The following is a 20865-nucleotide window of genomic DNA, read 5'->3' on the forward strand; positions in this document are numbered from 1 at the left end:
TGGGGTTCAGGACGCGCCGGCGCTAGCAGCCCCGCATGACACTTTCGCGTCGCTGCCGTCTCAGTCCTCGACTTCGATGATGCCTTCGACTTCGACGGCGGCGCCGAGGGGCAGCGAGGCCATGCCGACAGCCGACCGGGCATGTTTGCCCTTGTCGCCAAGTACACCGACGATGAGATTTGAAGCGCCATTGGCGACGAGGTGCTGTTCGGCGAAGTCAGGCGTCGAGGCGACAAACACCGTGAGCTTCAGCACGCGCTTGACCTTGGCGAGGTCGACGCCGGCGCTGTGGACGATCTGGCTGAGGAAGTTGACTGCAGCGAGTTCGGCGGCGTTGCCGCCCTGGACGACGTTCATGGTATCGCCGAGCAGACCGACCGCCACGCCATCGGGGCCCGAGGAGATCTGGCCCGAGACATAGATGATGTTGCCCGTGCGGGTGACCGGAATGTAGGTCGCGACCGGCGCTTTCGGCTGCGGCAGCTCGTAGCCATATTCGCGGAGCTTATCGAGGGGGCTGGTCATCCTGGTTCTCTTCGTCTTTGTCTGCGTTGCGGGCGGCGCGAGCCTTCACCCGGTCGTATAGCTTGCCGCGGATCACCGCGTCCCGTCCGAAGCGATCGCGTACACGATCAATGGCCCGTTCGGCGGCAGCGCGCCGTGCGATTCCCGGCTCGATCAGGTCGACCGGATCGACGCCATCTGCCTCCGAAATGCCGCTGACGCCGATGCCGATCAAGCGGAACGCCGTCCCGTCGATCTCGCGGGCAAGAAGCTGCAAGCCGGTCTCGTAGAGCACGTTGGCAAGCTGTGTCGGGATCATCAATTGCCGGGCCCGGGTGCGCAAGCGAAAACCGGCGGACTTGAGCTTGAGGGTGACGGTATCGCCGAGGATCGACTTGGCCTTGAGCCGCTCCGACAGGCGTTCGCAGAGGGCCAGCAGCTCGGTCGACAGGTCGTCGAAGCTCTTGAGGTCGGTGTTGAAGGTGGTCTCCGCAGAAACCGTCTTCATCTGGTCGTCGGTGGAGACGATGCGCGCATCTTCGCCACGGGCCAGACGAGCGAGGCGGGCGCCGGAATCGCCATAGAGACGCATCAGCTTTTCGGGTGGCGTCGCCTGCAGCTGGCCGATGGTGTCGAACCCGTCCTTGCGCAGCGTTTCCGCGAACACCTTGCCGACGCCGTAGATCAACGTGACCGGTTGGCGGGCGAGGAAATCCACGGTTTCGGCCCGGCCGATCACCGCGAAGCCGCGCGGCTTGTCCAGGTCCGAGGCGACCTTGGCGAGGAACTTGTTGTGGCTGAGGCCGACCGAGATAGTGACGCCGATCTCCTGCTCGACCTTGCGGGCAAAACGGGCGAGGACCACGGCGGGCTTGGCCTTGTGCAGAGCCTCCGTGCCGGTGAGGTCGAGGAACGCCTCGTCTATCGACAGCGGTTCGACCAGCGGGGTGAGCTGGTCCATCAGCACGCGGATCTTGCGGCTGACCGTGACGTACTTCTGCATGTTCGGCGGGATGATCACCGCGTGGGGGCAGAGTTCCTTGGCCTTGAACATGGGCATGGCGGAGCGCACGCCAAACTGCCGGGCGATGTAGCAGCAGGTCGAGACCACGCCCCGTACGCCACCGCCGATGATCAGCGGCTTGTCGACAAGGCTCGGATCGTCGCGCTTTTCGATCGAGGCGTAGAAGGCGTCGCAGTCGACGTGGGCGATGCTGAGCGCGCCGAGCTCGTCATGGGCGATGATTCTCGGTGAACCGCACGTGCGGCAGCGGCTGGGGGCGTCGAGAGCCTCCAGCGTTGCCGAACAGTCGCGGCAGATCGAGAGCATGCGTCATCCCGCCGGGTTGAGCCTGGCCCAGACGCGCATGAAGTCGTCGGGCTTGAAGCTGTTGTTGGCGCAGAGCGCGAGGAGCAGGGCCTCGTTAGTGGCAAAGTAGTCGATCAGACCGCTATCGAGCCCGTCACCGCCGGCGGCCTTGCGCAGCGCATCGGGTGAGTAGCCGGTCAGGCTCATGAACTCGGCGAGTTGCGCCGGGTTCTCGGCCAGGTGGTGCAGGCACAGATCGCCCAGCGTGCGGGAGGTGAGTTCGGCGGTTTTGGGCAAGGGCAGGGGCTCGGTTGTAATCGATTGATGTTACCCCGAACTTCGGGCAGAACACGAGTACCCGCCAGCCCCCTTTCCGGGTGGATTTGAGTCTGCATGCCCAAGACTGTGATGATCGTTGAAGACAATGAGCTCAACATGAAGCTCTTCAACGATCTGCTTGAATCGCGTGGATATTCCATCATCCAGACCCGTAACGGACTGGAGGCGCTGGACCTTGCGCGGGCGCACCGTCCCGACCTGATTCTGATGGACATCCAGCTGCCGGAAGTCTCGGGCCTGGTGGTCACCAAGTGGCTGAAGGAAGACGACGAGCTCATGGCGATTCCCGTCATCGCCGTCACCGCTTTCGCCATGAAGGGCGACGAGGAGCGTATCCTGCAGGGCGGCTGCGAGGGATACATCTCCAAACCGATCTCCGTGCCTCACTTTTTGGAAACCATTGCCCGCTACATTGGACCCGCCAGCTAGGCTTTTGCCTTGGCTGGCAACGGCAGATTTCCTCAAATCGCGGGGGCTTGAGGTCTTTGACGGCGCGGGTGCTGATCGTCGACGATATTCCGACCAATGTACGCCTGCTCGAGGCGCGGCTTTCTGCCGAGTATTTCGATGTGGTCACGGCGTCGTCGGGCAAGGAAGCGCTCGCCATCTGCGCCGAAGGCGAGATCGACATCATCCTGCTCGACGTGATGATGCCCGAGATGGATGGCTTCGAGGTCTGCGCGCGGCTGAAGGCTGACCGCAAGACCAGCCACATCCCGGTGCTCATGGTCACCGCGCTCGACCAGCCCTCCGATCGGGTGCGCGGGCTCGAGGCCGGCGCCGACGATTTCCTGACGAAGCCGGTCGACGACATCCAGCTGATGGCGCGGGTGAAAAGCCTTGTTCGCCTCAAGGCGCTGACGGACGAGCTGAGGGCCCGTGCCCGCACCGGCCAGGAGATCGCCATCGAAGACGCGATGCGCGCCATGGACACCATCGACCACGAGGATGGCCGCATCCTGCTGGTTGACGCCGACGTTCGGCACGCGGAGCGGATCAAGGGCTACTTGAGCGCCAACAATCGGGTGGATGTGCTCGTCAACCCGTCCGACGCGGCGCTGGCGGTCAGTGGTGGCGACTTCGAACTGGCGCTGGTCTCGATGGCGCTGGGCGACTTCGACCCGCTGCGCATCTGCTCGCAGATGCGGACTGCCGAACAGACACGAACGCTGCCGATCATCCTGATCGCCGAGGAAGACGACCGGCCGCGCGTGGTGCGGGGGCTCGACCTCGGGGTCAACGATTTCATCATGCGCCCGGTGGAGCGCAACGAGCTGATGGCGCGGGTGCGGACGCAGATCCGCCGGCAGCGCTACGCCGTGGAACTGCGCCAGAGCGTCAACAATACGCTGGCGCTGGCGGTGACCGACGAGCTGACTGGGCTCTATAACCGGCGCTACTTCGAGCGGCATCTGTCGATTCTGTTGCAGAAGGCGCAGCAACAGGACCGCGACATGGCGGTAATGCTGATCGACATGGATTACTTCAAGGCGGTCAACGACACGCACGGCCACGACACCGGCGATGCGGTGCTGCGCGAGTTCGCCGATCGGCTGCGCCGCAATATCCGCGGCGTCGATCTCGCTTGCCGATTCGGCGGTGAGGAATTTGTGGTGCTGATGCCGGACACTGACTTTCGCCAGGCGCAGGGCGTTGCCGAGCGGGTGCGCGGGGCCGTGGCGGAGAAGGGCTTTGACGCCGGCAACGGGCGGCCCTTGGCAGTTACGGTGTCAGTCGGGATGGCGCTCAACGAGCACGATACCGATACCCCTGAGATGCTGCTGAAGCGCGCCGACGTGGCGCTTTACCGCGCCAAGCGCGAGGGTCGGAACCGAGTCGTATTCGACGCAGCGTAGTTGCGATCGTCACGATTCCGTCGCATACCCAAATCATTAAGGTTAAGGATTAGTAACGTTGTGGAGCGCCTATTTGCTCCGCAGCGAGAAAGGGTTAAGTTAGCCCCATAGAACAACGCCGACACTATCGGTGTCAGCAGTCACCCCTACGGTTCTCCTCAGGTCCGCCGCAACTCCTGGGTCCGTAGGGAGGCTGGTCCGTAGCGGGCAAGAGTGGCCTCTTCGACATGCCGCTACGGACCAGCCACTCATCGAACGCCCGTCCCGTTTACCGGGGCGGGCGTTTTCCATTCGTGATGCCCATAACGCAAAACCCCGCGCCAAGGGGCGCGGGGCTTTGAAACCGGCACGAAAGCGGCAGATTATTTGATCTTGGCTTCCTTGAACTCGACGTGCTTGCGCACGACGGGATCGTACTTCTTGAACGAGAGCTTCTCGGTCTGGGTACGCGAGTTCTTCTTGGTGACGTAGTAGAAGCCGGTGTCGGCGGTCGACACGAGCTTGATCTTGAGGGATACGGCTTTGGCCATGGTCAGGTTCCTTGAAACGGCTTGCCGCGCGCTATCCGCGGGGCACTGAATTCAACCGGCCAACCGGCCCGTGGAAATTTGGCCGGAAACTACGGATTTTCGGGCCGATGTCAAGCGGACACTAGGCGGCCGCCCGCCCATTGTCTCAGACGTCGCTGCGCGAAGTATCGCCGCGGCTCGGGTCGAACCCGTACATGTAGTTGGCCCACTGAAGGCCTACGACGGCGCCCTTGATCGAGGGCAGCATGATCAGCGGCAACAGAATCGCGGCGGGGATCATGGTCCAGACGTAGAGCATCGGATCGACCGGGCCGCTCATCTCTGCGTGCAGCATCCAGCCGATCAGCACGTGGCCAACGATGAAAATCGCGATATAGGGCGGGAAATCGTCGGCACGCGCCGCGCTCAGCTTCTCGCCGCATTCGCTGCAAGTGTCGTTGAGCTTGAGGTAGGAACGGAACAGCTTGCCCTTGCCGCAGTTCGGGCAGCGGCACATCACGCCGTTGCCGATTGCCTTCCACAGCGAACGCTGCTCGCGCACAAAACCGATCTCGACCGCCATCGCTATCTCTTTCGTTTGGCGAGCTTGCGATAGGCGCCCGCCTTGCCTCGGCTGCTAGATGGTCCTTTGCGGCCGCGCCCACCAGATGACGGAACGCCGCGGCTACCTTCGCTCAGGAGTTCGAAGCGAAGAGCCCCGGCAACGGGGGCGACCTCGAGCAGGCGGACGCTGACATCATCGCCGATGCGGAAGGTTTCGCCGGTGCGATCGCCGACCATCGCCTGCATCTCCTCGACGAAGCGATAGTAGTCCTGCCCGAGGGTGGAGGCGGGAACGAAGCCGTCGGCGCCGGTATCCTTCAACCGGACGAACAGGCCCGAGCGGGTGACGCCGGAGATGCGGCCCTCGAACTTGGCGTTGACGTGAGCGGCGAGGAACTCCGCCAACAGCCGGTCGATGGTCTCGCGCTCGGCCAGCATGGCGCGGCGCTCGGTCGACGAGATGTGCTGGGCGATGCCCGGCAGCTTGACGATCTCGCCTTCGGTCAGCCCGTCCTTGCCGAGATCGAGCGCAGTGATCAGCGCGCGGTGCACGATCAGGTCGGCATAGCGGCGGATCGGCGAGGTGAAGTGGGCGTAGCGATCGAGGTTGAGGCCGAAATGGCCGTAGTTCTCGGCCGCGTACTCGGCCTGCGCCTGGGTGCGGAGGATGATCTCGCTGACTTGCTGGATCTTGCCGTCGGTGCGGGCCTTGTCGAGGATGCGGTTGAAGTCGGAGGGACGCACCGCGTCGGACTTGGGCGCCGGCAGCTGCAACGAACTCAGGAAGTCGCGCAGCGCCACCAGCTTCTCCTGGCTGGGCGTGTCGTGCACCCGGTAGAGCAGGGCGCTCTTGTGCTTTTCCAACGTCTCGGCGGCCGCGACGTTGGCGGCGATCATCATCTCTTCGATCAGCCGGTGCGCGTCGAGCCGCTCGGGGACTTTGACGTCGACGACCATCCCGGCCTTGTCGAGGATGATCTTGCGCTCGGGCAGGTCGAGGTCGAGCGGACCGCGATTGTCGCGGGCTTTGGCCATGGCACCGTAGGCAGCCCAGAGCGGGCGGAGGATAGTGTCGAGGATCGGGCCGGTCTTGTCGTCCGGCCGGCCATCGATCGCCGCCTGGGCCTGCTGGTAGTTGAGCTTGGCGGCGGAACGGAACAGCACGCGGTGGAAGCTGTGCGAGCGCTTCTTGCCATGCTGGTCGAAGACCATGCGCACCGCCATCGACGGACGGTTCTCACCCTCCTTGAGGGAGCAGAGGTCGTTGGAGATGCGCTCGGGCAGCATCGGCACGACGCGGTCGGGGAAATAGACCGAGTTGCCGCGGATGTAGGCTTCGCGATCGAGGGCCGTGCCTGGGCGGACGTAGGCCGAGACGTCGGCGATGGCGACATAGACGATGTGGCCGCCGGCGTTCTTCGGGTCGGTGTCCGGTTCGGCATAGACCGCGTCGTCGTGATCCTTGGCGTCGGCCGGATCGATGGTGACGAGCGGGATGTGCCGCCAGTCCTCGCGGCCCTTGATCGTGGTTTCCTTGGCCGCTTCCGATTCCTTCAGCACAGAGGCCGGGAAACGGTAGGGGATATCGAGGTTGTGGATAGCGATCATCGAGACCGCGCCCTCGGTCTTCGGATTGCCAATGACCAAGGTGACCTTGGCCTTGGGGATCATCAGCCGGCCGGTGAGCTTCACCTCCACTTCGACCAGGTCGCCATCACGGGCGCCGCCGAGGTCGCCACCCTCGATGCGCATTTCCTTCTGCTTGCGATCGACCGGGATCAGGCGTGCGCCGTCTTCGTCCATGCGGACGATGCCGATCTGGCCGCGCCGCGGCTTGTCGAGGATCTTCATCGCCCGGGCAGTGTAGTTCGGCAGCTCGCCATCGCCGGCGCTGATGCGGGCGAGGATGCGGTCGCCCGGGGCGGGAGCCACACGGGCATCCTTGGGCTGCTTGAGCATGACGCGGGGCCGCGCGCCTTCCTCGTCGTTCCACTGAGCGGGGAAGGCGTGGAGGTTGTCTGGGTCGGCGTCGGTTGGGATATCGAGCACGGTGACGGCGGGCAGGGCGGCTGTGGGCCGGATCTGCTTGCGGGTGCGGGCGATGAAGCCCTCACCCTCCATCTGCTTCAGCAGCACCTTGAATGGGGTGCGCATGTCGCCATGGATGCCGAAATGGCGCGCCAGGTCGCGCTTGCCATCGAGGGTCGGCTGCTGCGCCATCGCTTCGAGGATGGCTTCGCGAGAGGGGAGGTTGCCGACGGCGAACTGCCGCGGGCCTTTGGGAGTAATCTTGGTTTTTGGCGCTTTCGCCATTGTCTCTTTCTTTAGGCGGGTGTCTCCGCCTTCGTCTTCGATGCGGCCTTGGGCTTGGCTGCTGTCTTTGCAGTCGATTTGGCCTTGGCCGCTGGTTTCTTTGTCGCCGCTTTCTTCGCTGGGGCTTTCTTAGCACCCGCGCTGCGCGACGAGGATTTCTTTGCGCCGGATGCGCCTCCCTTGGCCGCGATCAGTTCGAGCGCCTGCTCGATCGTCACGTCTTCGGGCTTCAACTCCTTGGGCAGCGTTGCGTTCACCTTGCCCTGATTCACATAAGGGCCATAGCGGCCGGCGCGGACCGAGATCGGACCAGCGTCGTGCTCGAAGGTCTTGATCGCCGCCGGCGTACCGGAGCCTCCTCGGCCGAACCGTCCGCCGCCCGCCGCCTTCTGGGCGAGGAGATCGATGGCGCGGTTGAGCCCGACCGTGAACACTTCCTCGACTTCGGGGAGATTGGCATAGGTGCCATCGTGCAGGATAAACGGTCCATAACGGCCGATGCCGGCGCTGATCGGCTTGCCCGTCTCCGGGTGCATTCCGACTTCGCGTGGCAGCGTCAAAAGCTGCAACGCCTTCTCGAGCGTCAGACTGTCGGGAGTCCAACCTTTTGGGAGGGACGAGCGCTTAGGCTCGGTTCCGTCGCCAAGCTGTACATATGGACCGAAGCGGCCCGACTTCAAGGCTACCTCCAACCCGCTCTCGGGGTCGGTGCCGAGGATGCCGTCACCGGTACCGGCCTCGCTGGCCCCGCCGGCGGCGGCGTCAGAAAGCTGCATGGTGTAGCGGCACTCGGGATAGTTCGAGCAGCCGATGAAGGCGCCGAACTTGCCCAGCTTCAACGACAACTGGCCGGTCCCGCAATTCGGGCAGCGGCGCGGATCGGAACCGTCGGCCTTGGCCGGGAAGATATGGTCGGCCAGCATGTCGTTGAGGGCATCGAGCACCTCGGAAACGCGCAGGTCCTTGATGTCTTCGACGTGGCGCTGGAACTCGGTCCAGAACTCGCGCAGCACGTCCTTCCAGGCAAGTTTGCCGTCGGAGATCAGGTCGAGCTGCTCCTCGAGGCTGGCGGTGAAGCCGTATTCGACATAGCGATCGAAGAAGCTCTCGAGAAAGGCGGTTACGATGCGGCCGCGATCCTCGGGGATCAGCGTGCGCTTTTCGAGCCGAACATAGTTGCGGTCCTGCAGCACGCTCATGGTGGCGGCGTAGGTGGAGGGTCGGCCGATGCCGAGCTCTTCCATCTTCTTGATCAGGCTTGCTTCGGTGTAGCGCGGCGGCGGCTGGGTGAAGTGCTGTTCGATCAGCGCTTGTTCAAGCTTGGGCCGGTCGCCGACGTTGAGCGGCGGCAGCTCGCGGCTATCCTCGTCGTCCTCGCTATCGGCAGTGCGATCTTCCTTGGCCTCGACGCCATAGAGCGCGAGGAAGCCTGAGAAGGTGACGACCGAGCCGACGGCACGTAGCGCGATATCGCGGCTGGTGGCGAAGACCGAGATGTCGGCCGTGGTGCGCTCGATTTCGGCCGAGCGCATCTGGCTGGCGAGGGTGCGCTTCCAGATCAGCTCGTAGAGGCGATGGCGGTCCGGGTCGTCACGCACGGTGTCGGGGTGGCGGAACATGTCCGTGGGACGGATCGCCTCGTGCGCCTCCTGGGCGTTCTTGGCCTTGGTCTGGTAGATGCGCGCCTTCTCGGGGATGTAGTCGGCGCCGAAATTCTTGACGATGGCGCGGCGCGCCTGGTCGATGCCTTCCGGCGCCATCTGCACGGCGTCGGTTCGCATATAGGTGATGATGCCCTCTTCGTAGAGCCGCTGCGCGATCTGCATGGTGCGGCTCGGCGAGAAGCCGAGGCGCGACGAGGCGTCCTGCTGCAGGCTCGAAGTGGTGAAGGGCGGATAGGGGTTGCGCTTGGTCGGCTTCTTGTCGACCGACGACACGCTGAACGTGCCGGCCTCGATCGCCTTCTTCAGCGCCTCGGCTTCGTCGCCGGTGCCGACGTCGAGCTTGTCGGTCTTTTTGCCATCGACCGAGTAGAGCCGGGCCTCGAAGGATTTGCCCTTCTCGCTCAGTTTGGCGCCGATCGACCAGTATTCCTGCGGGCGGAACTTCTCGATCTCGCGCTCGCGGTCCGAGACGATGCGCAGCGCAACGGACTGCACACGGCCGGCGGAGCGGGAGCCCGGGAGCTTCCGCCAGAGTACGGGCGAGAGCGTAAAGCCAACCAGGTAGTCGAGGGCGCGGCGCGCCAGGTAGGCATCGACCAACGGCTCGTCGATCTGGCGCGGATGCTGCATCGCCTCGGTGATCGCGGCCTTGGTGATCGCGTTGAACACGACGCGGCTGACCGGCTTGTCCTTGATCAGCTTCTTTTGCCGCAGCACGTCGAGCACGTGCCACGAGATCGCTTCGCCTTCGCGATCCGGATCGGTAGCGAGGATCAGTTCGTCGGCGTTCTTGAGCGCATTGCCGATATCGGCGAGCCGCTTCTTGGAGTTGGTATCGACCTCCCAGATCATCGCAAAGTCATCGTCGGGCAGCACCGAGCCATCCTTGGCCGGCAGGTCGCGGACGTGACCGAAGCTCGCCAGGACCTCATAGTCCTTGCCGAGATAGGTGTTGATTGTCTTGGCCTTAGCCGGACTTTCAACGATGACGAGCTTCATGGGATAGGGCTTTCGGGAGTGGCGTTCGAACGCGGCGCAACATGGTGAAGCGGGTTGGGGCTGTCAACCGGGCGGGCAGCGCCGGTCGGCGTTCCCCCTATGGGGGAAGAAACTTGGGCTCAGCAAAGCATAAAGAGACTCGTGCTAAGCCGAGGACGGTTTGGGGGCCGGCATGCGCATAGTAAAGGCGGCGATCATCTTCGTCCTGGTGTTCCTCGCCTTTGCGCGTCTGGCGCCGCAGGACCCCTACAACCCGCAGCATATCACTCGCGTCGCTCTGGCACTGTCGCTGAGCGAGGGGCGCGTCGATATCGACTCGTTCGCCGCGCAGACGGTCGATAAGGCCTTCTTCGATGGCCATTACTATGCCGACAAGCAGCCCGGCATCTCGTTCCTCGCGGTGCCGGTCGTGGTTGGGACCCGCATGGCGCTGCAGGCCGCGGGGGCGCAGAGCGACCCGACTGATCTCGATACGCTGGCGGTCTACGTGCGGGCTGTGGCCGTCGCGACGGTGTCGTTGCCGGCCGCGCTGGCAGTGATGCTGCTCTATCTGATGGCGTTGCGGCTTGGCGCCGGCCATGTGGCCGCGACTTTCGCCAGTTGCGCGCTCGCGCTGGGAACACCGTTCTTTGGTTGGTCGACGACAGTGTTCGCCCATTCGCTCTCGGGAGCGATGCTGCTCGGCGCGCTGTCACTGATCGTGCTCGCTCGACCATCGGGCTGGGTGCCGCCGCTGGTGGGGCTGTTGCTCGGCTACCTGTTGGTCGTCGACATAACGGCGGCACCGGCCGGGGCCATAGTCGGACTGTTCGCGTTGATCCGCTCGGACCGCCGCGGGCGGGATTTCGTTGGGCTCGCGCTGGGTGGGATCGTCGGGCTGCTGCCACTGCTGGCCTACAACCAACTGACGTTCGGTTCGCCGTTTCGCCTTGGCTATTCGCAGGTGCAGGGCTTCGAGGGCATGCAGCAGGGGTTCTTCGGCATCACCTTCCCGCAGCCGATGGTGCTCGGCGAACTGCTCTTCGGCCACTATCGCGGCCTGCTGCCGCTGGCGCCGGTGCTGCTGATGGTGCCGATCGGGCTGGTGGCCATGCTGAAGCAGGCGCCGACCCGCGGCGTCGGCATCGTGATGGTCGGAGTGGTGCTGAGCTTCCTCCTGATCAACGCCAGCTACTTCTATTGGGACGGCGGGTCGTCGACGGGGCCACGGCACCTGGTGGCGGCGCTGCCGCTGGCGTGCCTCGCACTGGCGTTCGCCTGGCCGCCGGGATGGCCGGCCAAGACCGTGGCTTTGCTGTTGCTGCTCATCAGCCTGCTGACCTCGATGGTCTCGGCCAGCGTCGACAGCATGTCGCCGCCGTGGTTCGCCAATCCGCTCTTCGACTACCTGCTGCCGGGCTTCTTCAACGGCGGCTGGCTGCAGGCGACGGGGGCGACGGCGGTGCTGTGGGTCGGCTTCGCGATTATCGCCCTGCTGCCGGATCGCTCAGGGGCGGAGCGCCACCAACTGGCCGCTTGACCATTCGACGCGGCCTTCGAGGTCGAGTTCGAGCAGCAGCGTCTGCACGCGGCTGATGGCGATGCCGGTGGACTTGATGACGTCGTCGACCGCGACCGGCGTGATGCTGAGCGCGTCGACCAGGCGGGAGCGCTCGTCCTCCGATGGCGGGGCGGGGTCGAACACATCGGCATCGGGGAGCCAGTCGGGTTCGAGGAGGCTCGTGCGCGAGGGATCGGCCTCGCGCAGCGTTTCGATGATATCGGCGGCACCGGTGATCAGCTTGGCACCCTGCTGGATCAGCGCGTTGCCGCCTTCGGCACGCGGGTCGAGCGGCGAGCCGGGTACCGCGAAGACTTCGCGGTTCTGCTCCAGTGCCAGGCGGGCGGTAATCAGCGAGCCGGAGCGCTTGGCGGCTTCGACGACAACGGTGCCAAGCGTGAGGCCGGAGACGAGGCGGTTGCGGCGGGGGAAGTCACGGGCCCGCGGCTCCCAGCCGAGCGGCATCTCGGTGATCAGAGCGCCGCCGTTCTCGACGATCTGGTGCGCCAGCGGGATGTTCTCGTCGGGATAGATACGGTCGAGGCCGCCGGCGAGCACGGCAACGGTGCCGGTGCGGAGCGCTGCCTTGTGGGCCGCCGCATCGATGCCGCGGGCGAGGCCGGAGACCACCGTGTAGCGCGCTTCGCCCAGATCGAGCGCCAGCATCTGCGCGAACTTCTGCCCGGCGGTGGAGGCGTTGCGGGCGCCGACGATGGCGACGCTGCGCCACCAGTCGAGATTGTAGCCGCCGGCGATGGCGACCAGCGGCGGGGCGCCGGAGATGTAGCGGAGGAGCGGCGGGTAGTCGGGCTCGCCCGAGCCGACGAAACGCGCGCCGAGCCGCTCGGTGCCGGCGATCTCATCTTCAGCTTCGGAGACTGAGGGAATGCGGGAGGGTGTGCCGAGGCGTTTCAGCAGGTCGGGCAGGGCGGCGAGGGCCGCCTCAGCCGAGCCTTCGCGGTTGATCAACTGGCGGAAGGTCTGCGGTCCGACATTGTCGGTGCGGATGAGCCTCAGCCATGCAGTGCGCTGCGACGGCGTCAGTTCGATGCCGTCGCGCGCCATGATTTCAGCCGGCCTTGGGCTTTTCCGAGCCGATCTTCGGCTCCGTGCCGTTCCACAGCCGCCGGATGTTCTGCCAATGCGTGAAATAGAGCACGAAGCTGAGCAGCCCGCAGGCCGCGGCGAAGGTGAAGCCCTGCATGTCGGTGCCGGCGAGCGCGTAGGCGAAGACGGGGGCCGTTGCGGCAGCAGTAAGAGCGGCGAGCGAGGAGAAGCGGCGAGCCACGGCGATCAGCAGCCAGACGGCGCAGAAGATCAGGCCGACGACCCAGCTCCAGGCCAGCAGCACGCCGATATAGGTGGCGACGCCCTTGCCGCCCTTGAACCCGAGCCAGACCGGGAAGCAGTGGCCGAAGAACGCACCGATGCCAGCGCCGTAAATGATGAACTCGGCCGCGAGCGGCGAGTCGGCGCCCGGGGCGAGGAAGTAGCGCGCGATAAGGACGGCGGCGGCGCCCTTGCCGGCATCGAGCAGCAGCGTGGCGACAGCGAGCCAACGGTTGCCGGTGCGGAGCACGTTGGTGGCGCCGATATTGCCCGAGCCGATCGACCGGATGTCGATGCCGACGGCGCGTGTCAGCAGCATGCCGAACGGGATCGAGCCGAGGAGATACCCCAGTACGGTTGCGATCAGAAAGTTCATGCGTCGGCCCCCTCAGCGGTTGCAGCATGGCTGAAGACCGGACTGCCTGCAACGAACGTATGCATCACGGCGCCCTGCATCCTCGCGCCCTCGAAAGCGGTGTTGCGGGAACGGGAGCGCAGTGCAGCTTCCTTCACCACCCACGGGAAGTCCGGATCGAAGATGATCAGGTCGGCCGGAGCGCCGACTGCGAGGCGGCCCGAGCTGAGGCCAAGCAGCTCAGCCGGGCGGCTGGTCATGGCGCGCAGCAGGGTGAGCAGCGGCACGTCACCGGAATGAACGAGGCGGAAAGCTGCAGCGAGCAGGGTTTCGAGACCGACCGCGCCGTACGACGCCTCGGCGAACGGCTGGCGTTTCACCTCGCTATCCTGCGGATCGTGCCCGGAGTGGATGGTGTCGATGGCGCCGGAGTTGAGACCATTGATGACCGCGCGACGATCGTCCTCGGAGCGGAGCGGCGGCGACAGCTTGAAGAACGAGCGGTAGGGCGCGACGTCGTTTTCGTTGAGCGAGAGATTGTTGATCGAGATGCCGGCCGACACCGTCGAGAGGCGACGCTTGGCATTGGCCATCAGATCGACGGCGGCACCGGTCGATATCTGCGCCGCGTGGTAGCGGACGCCGGTGAGGGCGGCGAGCTGCAGGTCGCGGGCGAGGGGGACAGTCTCGGCTTCGCCGGGGATACCCTTGAGGCCGGAGACGGTCGCCAACGTGCCCTCGTTCATCACGCCGTCGCCGACCAGCGTGTGGTCAGCGACATGGTGGATGATTGGCAGGTCGAAGTTGCGGGCGTAGGTGAAGGCGGCGCGCAGCAGGCCTGCGGACTGGATCGACTCGCGGCCGTCGGTGAGGGCAACGGCGCCGGCTTCCTTGAGCAGGCCGAACTCGGTGATCTCCTCGCCCTTGAGGCCGCGCGTGATGGCGGCGGCGGGGAGGATGTTGACCGACGCTTTAGCGCCGGCGCGACGGAGGACGAAATCGACCAATGCGCCGTCGTCGATCACCGGCGTGGTGTCGGGCATCAGCACGAAGCTGGTGACGCCACCGGCGGCGGCTGCCTCAGCTGCACTGGCGAGGGTCTCGCGGTATTCGTGGCCGGGCTCGCCGGTGAAGACGCGCATGTCGATGAGGCCGGGCGCAACGATCTGGCCCTTGGCGTCGTAGGTTTCGGCACCGTCGGGGATGCCCTGTGGGGCGCCGTTGGTGATGCCGGTGATCTTGCCGTTTTCGACCAGCACGGCGCCGGGGGCATCGCGATTGGTGGCCGGGTCGACCACGCGGGCATTGGCGATGACGATGGGCTTGGTCATGGCTCGTTCCGCTGCGGATCGGCAAGGAGAGTATCGAGCACTGCCATGCGCACGGCGACGCCCATCTCGACCTGCTCGGTGATCACCGAACGCGGCCCGTCGGCGATGGCCGGGTCGATCTCGACGCCGCGGTTCATCGGGCCGGGGTGCATGACGATCGCGTCCGGCTTTGCGTAGCCGAGCTTTTCCTCGTCCAGACCGTAGAAGTGGTAGTACTCGCGCACTGACGGGATCATCCGGCCGTTGGCGCGCTCGTGCTGCAGGCGCAGCATCATCACCACGTCGGCGCCTTCGAGGCCCTGGCGCATGTCGGTGAAGACTTCCGAGGTCAGCGCCTCGATGCCCTTTGGCAGCAGTGTCCTCGGCGCGATGACGCGGGTACGGGCCTGCATGGCGCCGAGCAGCAGGAGGTTCGAGCGGGCGACGCGGGAATTGGCGATGTCGCCGCAGATGGCGACGGTGAGGCCGGCGAGGTAGCCCTTGTGCTGGCGAATGGTCAGCGCGTCGAGCAGCGCCTGCGTCGGGTGCTCATGGGCGCCGTCGCCGGCATTGATCACCGAGCAGCCGACCTTCTGGCTGAGGAGTTCCACTGCGCCTGACGAGCCGTGGCGGACGATGATCACATCCGGCCGCATGGCGTTGAGCGTCGCGGCGGTATCCACCAGCGTCTCGCCCTTGGCGACCGACGAGGTCTTCACCGACATGTTGGTGACCTGCGCGCCGAGGCGCTTGCCGGCGATCTCGAAGCTCGACTGGGTGCGGGTGGAGTTCTCGAAGAACAGGTTGATCTGGGTCTTGCCGGTCAGTGTCGGCAGGATCTTCCGCGGCTGGCGGGAGATCGGGATCATCGCCTCGGCCCGATCCAGCAGATCGACGATCTCGTACTGGTTGAGCTGGCTGATGCCGAGAAGATGGCGATGGCGGAAAGCCGGTCTCGCAGCCCCCTGGCCGCCGGTGACCGATGCTGGCGAGGAAGTAGCCATGCCGCTCCGTTCCGAATGTTCGCGGGGGCATACCGCACGAGGCGTCGGCTGTATAGTTTAACTGTACATTTTCCCCACGGGTGCCAAGGCAGACCCTACAAGGAGCCTCGCCGCAGCCGCTCCAGAGCGCCCTGCAGGATGTAGCTGGCGGCCAGCTTGTCGACGACCTCACGGCGCTTGTCGCGCCGGACATCCGCTTCGATCAGCGTGCGGGTAACGGCGGTGGTAGAGAGCCGCTCGTCCCAGAAGACGATGGGGATGGTGATCTTGGCGGCGAGATTGCGGGCAAAGGCGCGGGTGGATTGGACGCGGGGGCCCTCGGAGCCATCCATGTTGAGCGGCAGGCCGAGCACGATGCCGACCGCGTCGTTCTCGGCGATCAGTTCCTGCAGCCGAATCGCATCCTGAGTGAACTTCAGGCGCTTGATGGTCTCGAGCGGGGTAGCCGAGTAGCGCATGCCATCCGAGATCGCGACGCCGATAGTCTTGGTGCCGAGATCGAGCCCGAGCAGCTTGCCTGCAGGAGGCAGGGCGGTCAGCGGGTTGAGAGCGTCGTCTGTCACGCGCATCCTTTGCATCAGCTTCAGTTCTGGCTACCTGTGGCGCTGACAAGAGGCAAGCGATGAAACTCACCTGGTTCGGCGGCACCACGATCCGCATCCACATCGGCGGCAAGATCCTCGTGGCGGATCCGTCCGGAGTTGGCGGCGTGGTGCCCGAGGAGTTGGTCTCGGGGGCCGATGCGACGTTTGCGCTCGATGGCAGTTTGCCCGAGATCGATCCGGTGCTGTGGCAGCCCGGGCGGGCAGGGACAATGCTCGATGAGGATGTGCTGGGCAAGGTGACGGGGCACGGGCTGGCCGGCGGCGCGCTGATTGCGGCGGTCGGCGAGGCGCCCCTGCTGTTGCTGGCTGGTGCCGTGCCTAAGGCCGGGCGCTGGGCGCGGGATGCAGTGGTAGTGGTGTTTGGCGACGAGGGCGACAGGCTTGCGGCCGAAGTGCTGGACGCATTCGGGCCGCGGCTGATCGCGGTTGCCGGGCCCGATGCGGTGGGGGAGAGGGCGATCGCGGCGCTGCGCGATCGGCTCGCTGGCACGGCGCTGGTGGCGCTGGAGGCCGGGATGGCCTTGGAAGTTTGATGGCGCCCATCAACGCTTTTCGTTTTTCTTCACCGGCTTCCGTTGCTAGAACGCCGGAAATCGTGACGCTCGGAGTGACCCCATGTCGGTAGATGCCGCCACCGTGAAGCGCATTGGGCGCCTCGCCCGCATTCGCATCGAGGAAGGCGAGGTCGAGACCTATCGCAATGAGCTCAATGCCATTCTCGGTTTCGTCGAGCAGCTCGGTGAGGTCGACGTGACGGGCGTCGAGCCGATGACCTCGGTGACGCCGATGACGCTGCGCCGGCGCGAGGACAAGGTCACCGACGGTGGCTACCCGGACAAGATCGTCGCTAACGCGCCGCTGACCGAAGACAACTTCTTCATGGTGCCCAAGGTCGTCGAGTAGCGCCATGGTCACCATCGCCATCGAGACGCCGCTGCAGGATGATGTCCGCGGGTTGGTCGAAGAGTTGAACGCGCACCTGATTCCGCTGTCGCCGCTGGAGTTCCAGTTCAAGATGACGGTCGAGCAGATGGCCGGCGCCGACACCACGCTGTTCGTGGCGCGCAACGAGGTCGGCGAGGCTGTCGGCTGCGGGGCGCTGAAGGTGATCTCGGCCGACGAGGGCGAGGTGAAGCGGATGTACACCCGGCCGTCGGTTCGCGGTCAGCGAGTGGGTTCGCGGCTGCTCGAAGCGATCACCGAGCTGGCGCGGTCGAAGGGGATCTCGCACTTGCTGCTGGAGACCGGGACGGGGCCGGGAATGAGCGAAGCGCACCGGCTCTATACCAACTCGGGCTTCACCGAGCGCGGGCCGTTTCTCGACTATCCCGAGAGCGAGTGGTCGGTGTTTTTCGAGAAGCGCATCGGGCAACCGGCCGTCGCTTGATGCGACCAGTGTTGCGAATGTTGCGATAATCGCGACACAGCTATAGGAACGGCGGTCGACTAATCCCCGCGTCCTTTCCTCGCGAGCCAAGCCTTTGACCGACCTTACCCGCCTGACCCTTGCCGCCGCTCGTGATGGGCTGAAGGCCAAGGATTTCACCTCGAGCGAACTCACCGGCGCCTATCTGACGGCGATCGAGGGGGCCAACCCCAAGCTCAATGCCTATGTGGCGGTGACCGGCGAGCAGGCGCAGGCGCAGGCAAAGGCCAGCGACGCCAAGCTCGCGGCCGGGCAGGGTGGTCCGCTCGAGGGGATTCCGCTGGGGATCAAGGACCTGTTCGCGACCAAGGGCGTCCATACCCAGGCGGCGAGCCACATCCTCGACAGCTTCAAGCCCGAGTACGAATCGAGCGTCACCAGCAACCTGTGGCGCGACGGCGCGGTGATGCTGGGCAAGCTCAACATGGACGAGTTCGCCATGGGCTCGTCGAACGAGACCAGCTACTACGGCCCGGTGATCAACCCGTGGCGGGCGAACAACTCGAACGCGCAGCTCGTGCCGGGCGGTTCGTCCGGTGGTTCGGCCTCGGCGGTTTCCGCCTGGCTCTGCGCCGCGGCGACGGCGACAGATACCGGCGGCTCGATCCGCCAGCCGGCAGCCCTGACCGGCACCGTGGGCATCAAGCCGACCTACGGCCGCTGCTCGCGTTGGGGCGTGGTGGCTTTTGCATCGTCGCTCGACCAGGCCGGCCCGATCGCCCGCACCGTCGAGGACGCGGCGATCATGATGACTTCGATGTCGGGGTTCGACCCCAAGGACTCGACCAGCGTCGACCTCGCCGTGCCGGATTTCGCCGCGGCGGTGGAGCGCGGCGTGAAGGGCCTCGTCATCGGCATTCCGCGCGAGTACCGCATGGACGGCATGCCGGCCGAGATCGAGGCCTTGTGGCAGCAGGGCATCGCCTGGCTGAAGGCCGAGGGCGCGACCGTGCGCGACATCTCGCTGCCGCACACCAAGTACGCCCTGCCGGCCTATTACATCGTGGCGCCGGCCGAAGCGTCGTCGAACCTTGCCCGCTATGACGGTGTGAAGTACGGCCTGCGCGATACCGGCAAGGACATCACTGACCTTTACGAGCTGACCCGCGCCGATGGTTTCGGCCGCGAGGTGAAGCGCCGCATCATGATCGGCACCTATGTGCTGTCGGCGGGCTATTACGACGCCTATTACGTGCAGGCGCAGAAGGTCCGTACGCTGATCAAGCGCGACTTCGAGATCGTCTTCAACGACGGCGTCGACGCCATCCTGACCCCGGCGACCCCGTCGGCGGCGTTCGGCATCGGCGACGAGGACATGAAGGCCGATCCGGTCAAGATGTACCTCAACGACGTGTTCACCGTGACCGTGAACATGGCCGGGCTGCCGGGAATCGCGGTTCCCGCTGGCAAGGACGGAGCGGGTCTGCCGCTCGGCCTGCAGCTGATCGGCAAGCCGTTCGACGAGGAAACGCTGTTCGCGGCGGGCCGTGTCATCGAGCGTTCGGCCGGTATCGACTTCTCTCCTGACAAGTGGTGGTAGTCACCATCAGAGTCGAAACCGCTTGAAGCCTAGCGGTTTCAGCACTATTTGCCGCCCATGCGCAAATTGAGACTTGTCGACCTCCCGGCCAAGCCGGTGGTTTCGTTTCAGAGGATTGGCTCCATGGCCGATGTGTTCACGACCCTCGACTGGTCGGCCCCGCCCAAGGATATGTCCAAGCCTCTGCAGGCCCTGTGGTGGATGAAGAAGGGCGAGTTGCGCGTCGGCCCCGAATGGGAAGAAGCGCATCGCATCGTCCAGGCGATGGAGGGCACGTTCGAGTTCGACTGGGTGCACGCGCTGCTGCACTGGATCGAAGCCGACATGGGCAATGCCGACTACTGGTATCGCCGCGCCGGCCGCAAGCGCGCCACGGCAAGCGTGTCCGCCGAGTGGGAACACATCGCCAAGGAATTGAGCGGCGTCACGCAGCACTAGAAGCCCGACGGCCTTGGGCCTCGGGGTTTCTTGTCAGTCTTGCCGTTTCTTGCGAAAGCGGCATGGGCGGGACTTCGTCCCTGTGGCGGTCGTCCGCCGAACTGTACAAGGTTGGGACTTTCGCCCCGCCCATTGCGAACGGTCTTTTGACCCGATGGTGCGCAAAGCGGACGCTTCCACCAAGCCCTGGCCGGGACGCCTCCCAACCAGCCCGAACCCTCCCCGCGACGCCGCGTAGCGCCTCGCATCGGAAAGGTGGAGGGAAGGTACGAGATGGCCGGAGTGCGGGGATAAGTTTCTTTGCAGGTCGAGAGAGACGGCCCCCTCCCGGCCTCCCCCATGAAGGGGGAGGTGAAGAGGGGACCATCGACGCTACCTGTTGTCGTACTCGCTTCGCACCAGTTCGAGGCCGCGCCGGGTGATGCGGTAGGGGCGGCCGCTGCTGGAGGCGATGGCGTTCTTGTTCTTCAGTTTGCGGAACAGGCTGAGGTTGCATTGCTGCATCAACCAGCCGTCGCGGTTGAGGCATTCGACGCTGACGACCTTGCCGTTCGGGGCTTTGAGCACGTGAATAGCGCCGCCCTGCGCGAGTGCGTGCAGCACCCGCTGTTCCTCGCGGGAAATATCCATGAAAGTCTAGACCTTGGGATGCGTGGAAAGAAGGCCCGGCCAGCATCTCGCCTGGCAGGTCGCCTGGTTCCAAACCCCGTCGCAACGCGTCGTGAGCCCTAGGGCTCAGCGGGCGGACGGGGTACTACGCAATCTCAACTTTGCTAGACATGGGGCAGTCCATTTCTTGACGGCGCCGCGATATCGCCTTGCCGGTGAACGATGGCTGAATAGCTGATGAGCGGATTCTGCGCCAGCGTTGCGGTTGCAATCCCGGTTCCGCCGGTGCAAACCAGCAACAGTGAAAGTCCTGCCAACGAGTGCCTCCCCCGTGACCAAAGCCCCCGCCGAATGCCGGACCAAGGAAGATGTACGCGTCGAGATCGACCGGATTGATCAGGCGCTGCTGACCCTGCTCGCCGAGCGGCACGGCTATGTGACGCGGATGGCTGAGATCAAGACCGATCCGCACGAGGCGTATGATCCGACCCGCATCGAGTCGATCATCGCCAAGCAGCGCAAACGCGCCGAAGAGCTGGAACTCGACGAGGACCAGGCAGAGTTGATCTGGCGCACGCTGATCAACTGGAATGTGAACTACGAAAAGGGCATTATCGCTGCACGCAAGCGCCACGGCTGAGTTAGGCTGGTT

At 65.1% G+C, this 20865-nt stretch carries 22 protein-coding genes; 9 read left to right on the forward strand and 13 right to left on the reverse strand.

The features are described from left to right. Nucleotides 1-60: 60 nt before the first annotated feature. Genes AC1DWU_RS06380 through AC1DWU_RS06390 form a run of 3 tightly spaced genes read right to left on the reverse strand, consistent with a single transcriptional unit; the run spans nt 61 to nt 2110 of the window. Nucleotides 61-525, reverse strand: coding sequence for a RidA family protein (locus AC1DWU_RS06380; protein ID WP_477149147.1), 465 nt, complete (start codon nt 523-525; stop codon nt 61-63). Further along, nucleotides 506-1834 (reverse strand): DNA polymerase IV, encoded by a 1329-nt coding sequence (locus tag AC1DWU_RS06385; protein ID WP_477149148.1) that lies wholly within the window; start codon nt 1832-1834, stop codon nt 506-508. The genes AC1DWU_RS06380 and AC1DWU_RS06385 overlap by 20 nt, the downstream gene beginning before the upstream one ends. A 3-nt stretch (nt 1835-1837) precedes the next feature. Continuing rightward, on the reverse strand, nt 1838-2110 hold the full coding sequence (locus AC1DWU_RS06390; RefSeq protein WP_477149149.1) for a DUF3572 family protein: 273 nt from the start codon (nt 2108-2110) through the stop codon (nt 1838-1840). A gap of 96 nt (nt 2111-2206) precedes the next feature. Between AC1DWU_RS06390 and AC1DWU_RS06395 the strand changes: the two genes are divergently transcribed. Both AC1DWU_RS06395 and AC1DWU_RS06400 read left to right on the forward strand, forming a co-directional pair. Beyond that, on the forward strand, nt 2207-2581 hold the full coding sequence (locus tag AC1DWU_RS06395; protein ID WP_477149150.1) for a response regulator: 375 nt from the start codon (nt 2207-2209) through the stop codon (nt 2579-2581). A gap of 56 nt (nt 2582-2637) precedes the next feature. Further along, nucleotides 2638-4008, forward strand: coding sequence for a PleD family two-component system response regulator (locus tag AC1DWU_RS06400; protein WP_477149408.1), 1371 nt, complete (start codon nt 2638-2640; stop codon nt 4006-4008). A gap of 362 nt (nt 4009-4370) precedes the next feature. Here the strand turns inward: AC1DWU_RS06400 and rpmG are convergent, their stop codons facing one another. The 4 genes from rpmG to topA all read right to left on the reverse strand — a co-directional run bounded on the left by rpmG (nt 4371) and on the right by topA (nt 10057). Next, entirely contained in the window at nt 4371-4538 is a 168-nt protein-coding gene (rpmG, locus tag AC1DWU_RS06405) for a 50S ribosomal protein L33 (RefSeq protein ID WP_055048921.1), read from the reverse strand. Between the two features lie 145 nt (nt 4539-4683). Continuing rightward, nucleotides 4684-5100, reverse strand: a complete 417-nt coding sequence (locus AC1DWU_RS06410; protein ID WP_477149151.1) for a DUF983 domain-containing protein — start codon at nt 5098-5100, stop codon at nt 4684-4686. Nucleotides 5101-5102: 2 nt separating this feature from the next. Then, on the reverse strand, nt 5103-7394 hold the full coding sequence (rnr, locus tag AC1DWU_RS06415) for a ribonuclease R (protein ID WP_477149152.1): 2292 nt from the start codon (nt 7392-7394) through the stop codon (nt 5103-5105). 11 nt (nt 7395-7405) lie between these two features. Next, nucleotides 7406-10057 (reverse strand): type I DNA topoisomerase, encoded by a 2652-nt coding sequence (topA, locus tag AC1DWU_RS06420; RefSeq protein WP_477149153.1) that lies wholly within the window; start codon nt 10055-10057, stop codon nt 7406-7408. A 172-nt stretch (nt 10058-10229) separates the two neighbouring features. Here topA and AC1DWU_RS06425 point away from each other — a divergent pair, with 172 nt between their 5' ends. Then, the gene (locus tag AC1DWU_RS06425) at nt 10230-11576 is read left to right on the forward strand and encodes a hypothetical protein (protein ID WP_477149154.1); all 1347 of its coding nucleotides are present in this window, start codon (nt 10230-10232) and stop codon (nt 11574-11576) included. Here the strand turns inward: AC1DWU_RS06425 and dprA are convergent. From dprA to ruvX, 5 genes are all read right to left on the reverse strand, one after another. Further along, nucleotides 11544-12662, reverse strand: coding sequence for a DNA-processing protein DprA (gene dprA, locus AC1DWU_RS06430; protein ID WP_477149155.1), 1119 nt, complete (start codon nt 12660-12662; stop codon nt 11544-11546). The two genes, AC1DWU_RS06425 and dprA, sit on opposite strands and share 33 nt — an antisense overlap. A 4-nt stretch (nt 12663-12666) precedes the next feature. Then, nucleotides 12667-13302 carry a glycerol-3-phosphate 1-O-acyltransferase PlsY gene (gene plsY, locus AC1DWU_RS06435; protein WP_477149156.1) on the reverse strand — a complete coding sequence of 212 codons (636 nt, stop codon included), beginning with the start codon at nt 13300-13302 and terminating at the stop codon, nt 12667-12669. After that, on the reverse strand, nt 13299-14612 hold the full coding sequence (gene pyrC, locus AC1DWU_RS06440; RefSeq protein WP_477149157.1) for a dihydroorotase: 1314 nt from the start codon (nt 14610-14612) through the stop codon (nt 13299-13301). The genes plsY and pyrC overlap by 4 nt, the downstream gene beginning before the upstream one ends. After that, a complete protein-coding gene (locus AC1DWU_RS06445; protein WP_477149158.1) occupies nt 14609-15595 on the reverse strand; it encodes an aspartate carbamoyltransferase catalytic subunit in 987 nt (328 codons plus the stop codon). Before AC1DWU_RS06445 ends, pyrC begins: the two co-directional genes overlap by 4 nt. A 95-nt stretch (nt 15596-15690) precedes the next feature. Continuing rightward, nucleotides 15691-16158 carry a Holliday junction resolvase RuvX gene (gene ruvX / locus AC1DWU_RS06450; RefSeq protein ID WP_477149159.1) on the reverse strand — a complete coding sequence of 156 codons (468 nt, stop codon included), beginning with the start codon at nt 16156-16158 and terminating at the stop codon, nt 15691-15693. Between the two features lie 59 nt (nt 16159-16217). On the opposite strand from ruvX, the gene AC1DWU_RS06455 reads away from it, so the two are divergent. From AC1DWU_RS06455 to AC1DWU_RS06475, 5 genes are all read left to right on the forward strand, one after another. Continuing rightward, nucleotides 16218-16733: a hypothetical protein gene (locus AC1DWU_RS06455; protein ID WP_477149160.1), complete on the forward strand. Its 516-nt coding sequence runs from the start codon at nt 16218-16220 to the stop codon at nt 16731-16733. Nucleotides 16734-16815: 82 nt separating this feature from the next. Continuing rightward, a complete protein-coding gene (gatC, locus tag AC1DWU_RS06460; RefSeq protein WP_477149161.1) occupies nt 16816-17103 on the forward strand; it encodes an Asp-tRNA(Asn)/Glu-tRNA(Gln) amidotransferase subunit GatC in 288 nt (95 codons plus the stop codon). 4 nt (nt 17104-17107) lie between these two features. Then, nucleotides 17108-17587, forward strand: coding sequence for a GNAT family N-acetyltransferase (locus AC1DWU_RS06465; RefSeq protein WP_477149162.1), 480 nt, complete (start codon nt 17108-17110; stop codon nt 17585-17587). Between the two features lie 94 nt (nt 17588-17681). Further along, complete coding sequence (gatA, locus tag AC1DWU_RS06470; RefSeq protein WP_477149163.1) at nt 17682-19166, forward strand: Asp-tRNA(Asn)/Glu-tRNA(Gln) amidotransferase subunit GatA; 1485 nt, start codon at nt 17682-17684, stop codon at nt 19164-19166. A gap of 123 nt (nt 19167-19289) precedes the next feature. Beyond that, nucleotides 19290-19604, forward strand: a complete 315-nt coding sequence (locus tag AC1DWU_RS06475) for a hypothetical protein (RefSeq protein ID WP_477149164.1) — start codon at nt 19290-19292, stop codon at nt 19602-19604. 372 nt (nt 19605-19976) lie between these two features. Here AC1DWU_RS06475 and AC1DWU_RS06480 read toward each other — a convergent pair whose 3' ends face one another. Continuing rightward, complete coding sequence (locus tag AC1DWU_RS06480) at nt 19977-20234, reverse strand: YjhX family toxin (protein ID WP_477149165.1); 258 nt, start codon at nt 20232-20234, stop codon at nt 19977-19979. A gap of 310 nt (nt 20235-20544) precedes the next feature. Between AC1DWU_RS06480 and AC1DWU_RS06485 the strand changes: the two genes are divergently transcribed. Beyond that, nucleotides 20545-20853, forward strand: coding sequence for a chorismate mutase (locus AC1DWU_RS06485; protein WP_477149166.1), 309 nt, complete (start codon nt 20545-20547; stop codon nt 20851-20853). Nucleotides 20854-20865 lie beyond the last annotated feature (12 nt).

The sequence above is a fragment of the Devosia sp. P2_G7 genome (genome assembly GCF_056403495.1).

What these genes read in the sequence shown, in the direction of transcription:
- AC1DWU_RS06380 (WP_477149147.1), bottom strand. Translation starts at nt 525, where the DNA reads ATGACCAGCCCCCTCGATAAGCTCCGCGAATATGGCTACGAGCTGCCG.
- AC1DWU_RS06385 (WP_477149148.1), bottom strand. Translation starts at nt 1,834, where the DNA reads ATGCTCTCGATCTGCCGCGACTGTTCGGCAACGCTGGAGGCTCTCGAC.
- AC1DWU_RS06395 (WP_477149150.1), top strand. Translation starts at nt 2,207, where the DNA reads ATGCCCAAGACTGTGATGATCGTTGAAGACAATGAGCTCAACATGAAG.
- rpmG (WP_055048921.1), bottom strand. Translation starts at nt 4,538, where the DNA reads ATGGCCAAAGCCGTATCCCTCAAGATCAAGCTCGTGTCGACCGCCGAC.
- AC1DWU_RS06410 (WP_477149151.1), bottom strand. Translation starts at nt 5,100, where the DNA reads ATGGCGGTCGAGATCGGTTTTGTGCGCGAGCAGCGTTCGCTGTGGAAG.
- rnr (WP_477149152.1), bottom strand. Translation starts at nt 7,394, where the DNA reads ATGGCGAAAGCGCCAAAAACCAAGATTACTCCCAAAGGCCCGCGGCAG.
- topA (WP_477149153.1), bottom strand. Translation starts at nt 10,057, where the DNA reads ATGAAGCTCGTCATCGTTGAAAGTCCGGCTAAGGCCAAGACAATCAAC.
- AC1DWU_RS06425 (WP_477149154.1), top strand. Translation starts at nt 10,230, where the DNA reads ATGCGCATAGTAAAGGCGGCGATCATCTTCGTCCTGGTGTTCCTCGCC.
- dprA (WP_477149155.1), bottom strand. Translation starts at nt 12,662, where the DNA reads ATGGCGCGCGACGGCATCGAACTGACGCCGTCGCAGCGCACTGCATGG.
- plsY (WP_477149156.1), bottom strand. Translation starts at nt 13,302, where the DNA reads ATGAACTTTCTGATCGCAACCGTACTGGGGTATCTCCTCGGCTCGATC.
- pyrC (WP_477149157.1), bottom strand. Translation starts at nt 14,612, where the DNA reads ATGACCAAGCCCATCGTCATCGCCAATGCCCGCGTGGTCGACCCGGCC.
- AC1DWU_RS06445 (WP_477149158.1), bottom strand. Translation starts at nt 15,595, where the DNA reads ATGGCTACTTCCTCGCCAGCATCGGTCACCGGCGGCCAGGGGGCTGCG.
- AC1DWU_RS06455 (WP_477149160.1), top strand. Translation starts at nt 16,218, where the DNA reads ATGAAACTCACCTGGTTCGGCGGCACCACGATCCGCATCCACATCGGC.
- gatC (WP_477149161.1), top strand. Translation starts at nt 16,816, where the DNA reads ATGTCGGTAGATGCCGCCACCGTGAAGCGCATTGGGCGCCTCGCCCGC.
- AC1DWU_RS06465 (WP_477149162.1), top strand. Translation starts at nt 17,108, where the DNA reads ATGGTCACCATCGCCATCGAGACGCCGCTGCAGGATGATGTCCGCGGG.
- AC1DWU_RS06475 (WP_477149164.1), top strand. Translation starts at nt 19,290, where the DNA reads ATGGCCGATGTGTTCACGACCCTCGACTGGTCGGCCCCGCCCAAGGAT.
- AC1DWU_RS06480 (WP_477149165.1), bottom strand. Translation starts at nt 20,234, where the DNA reads ATGGATATTTCCCGCGAGGAACAGCGGGTGCTGCACGCACTCGCGCAG.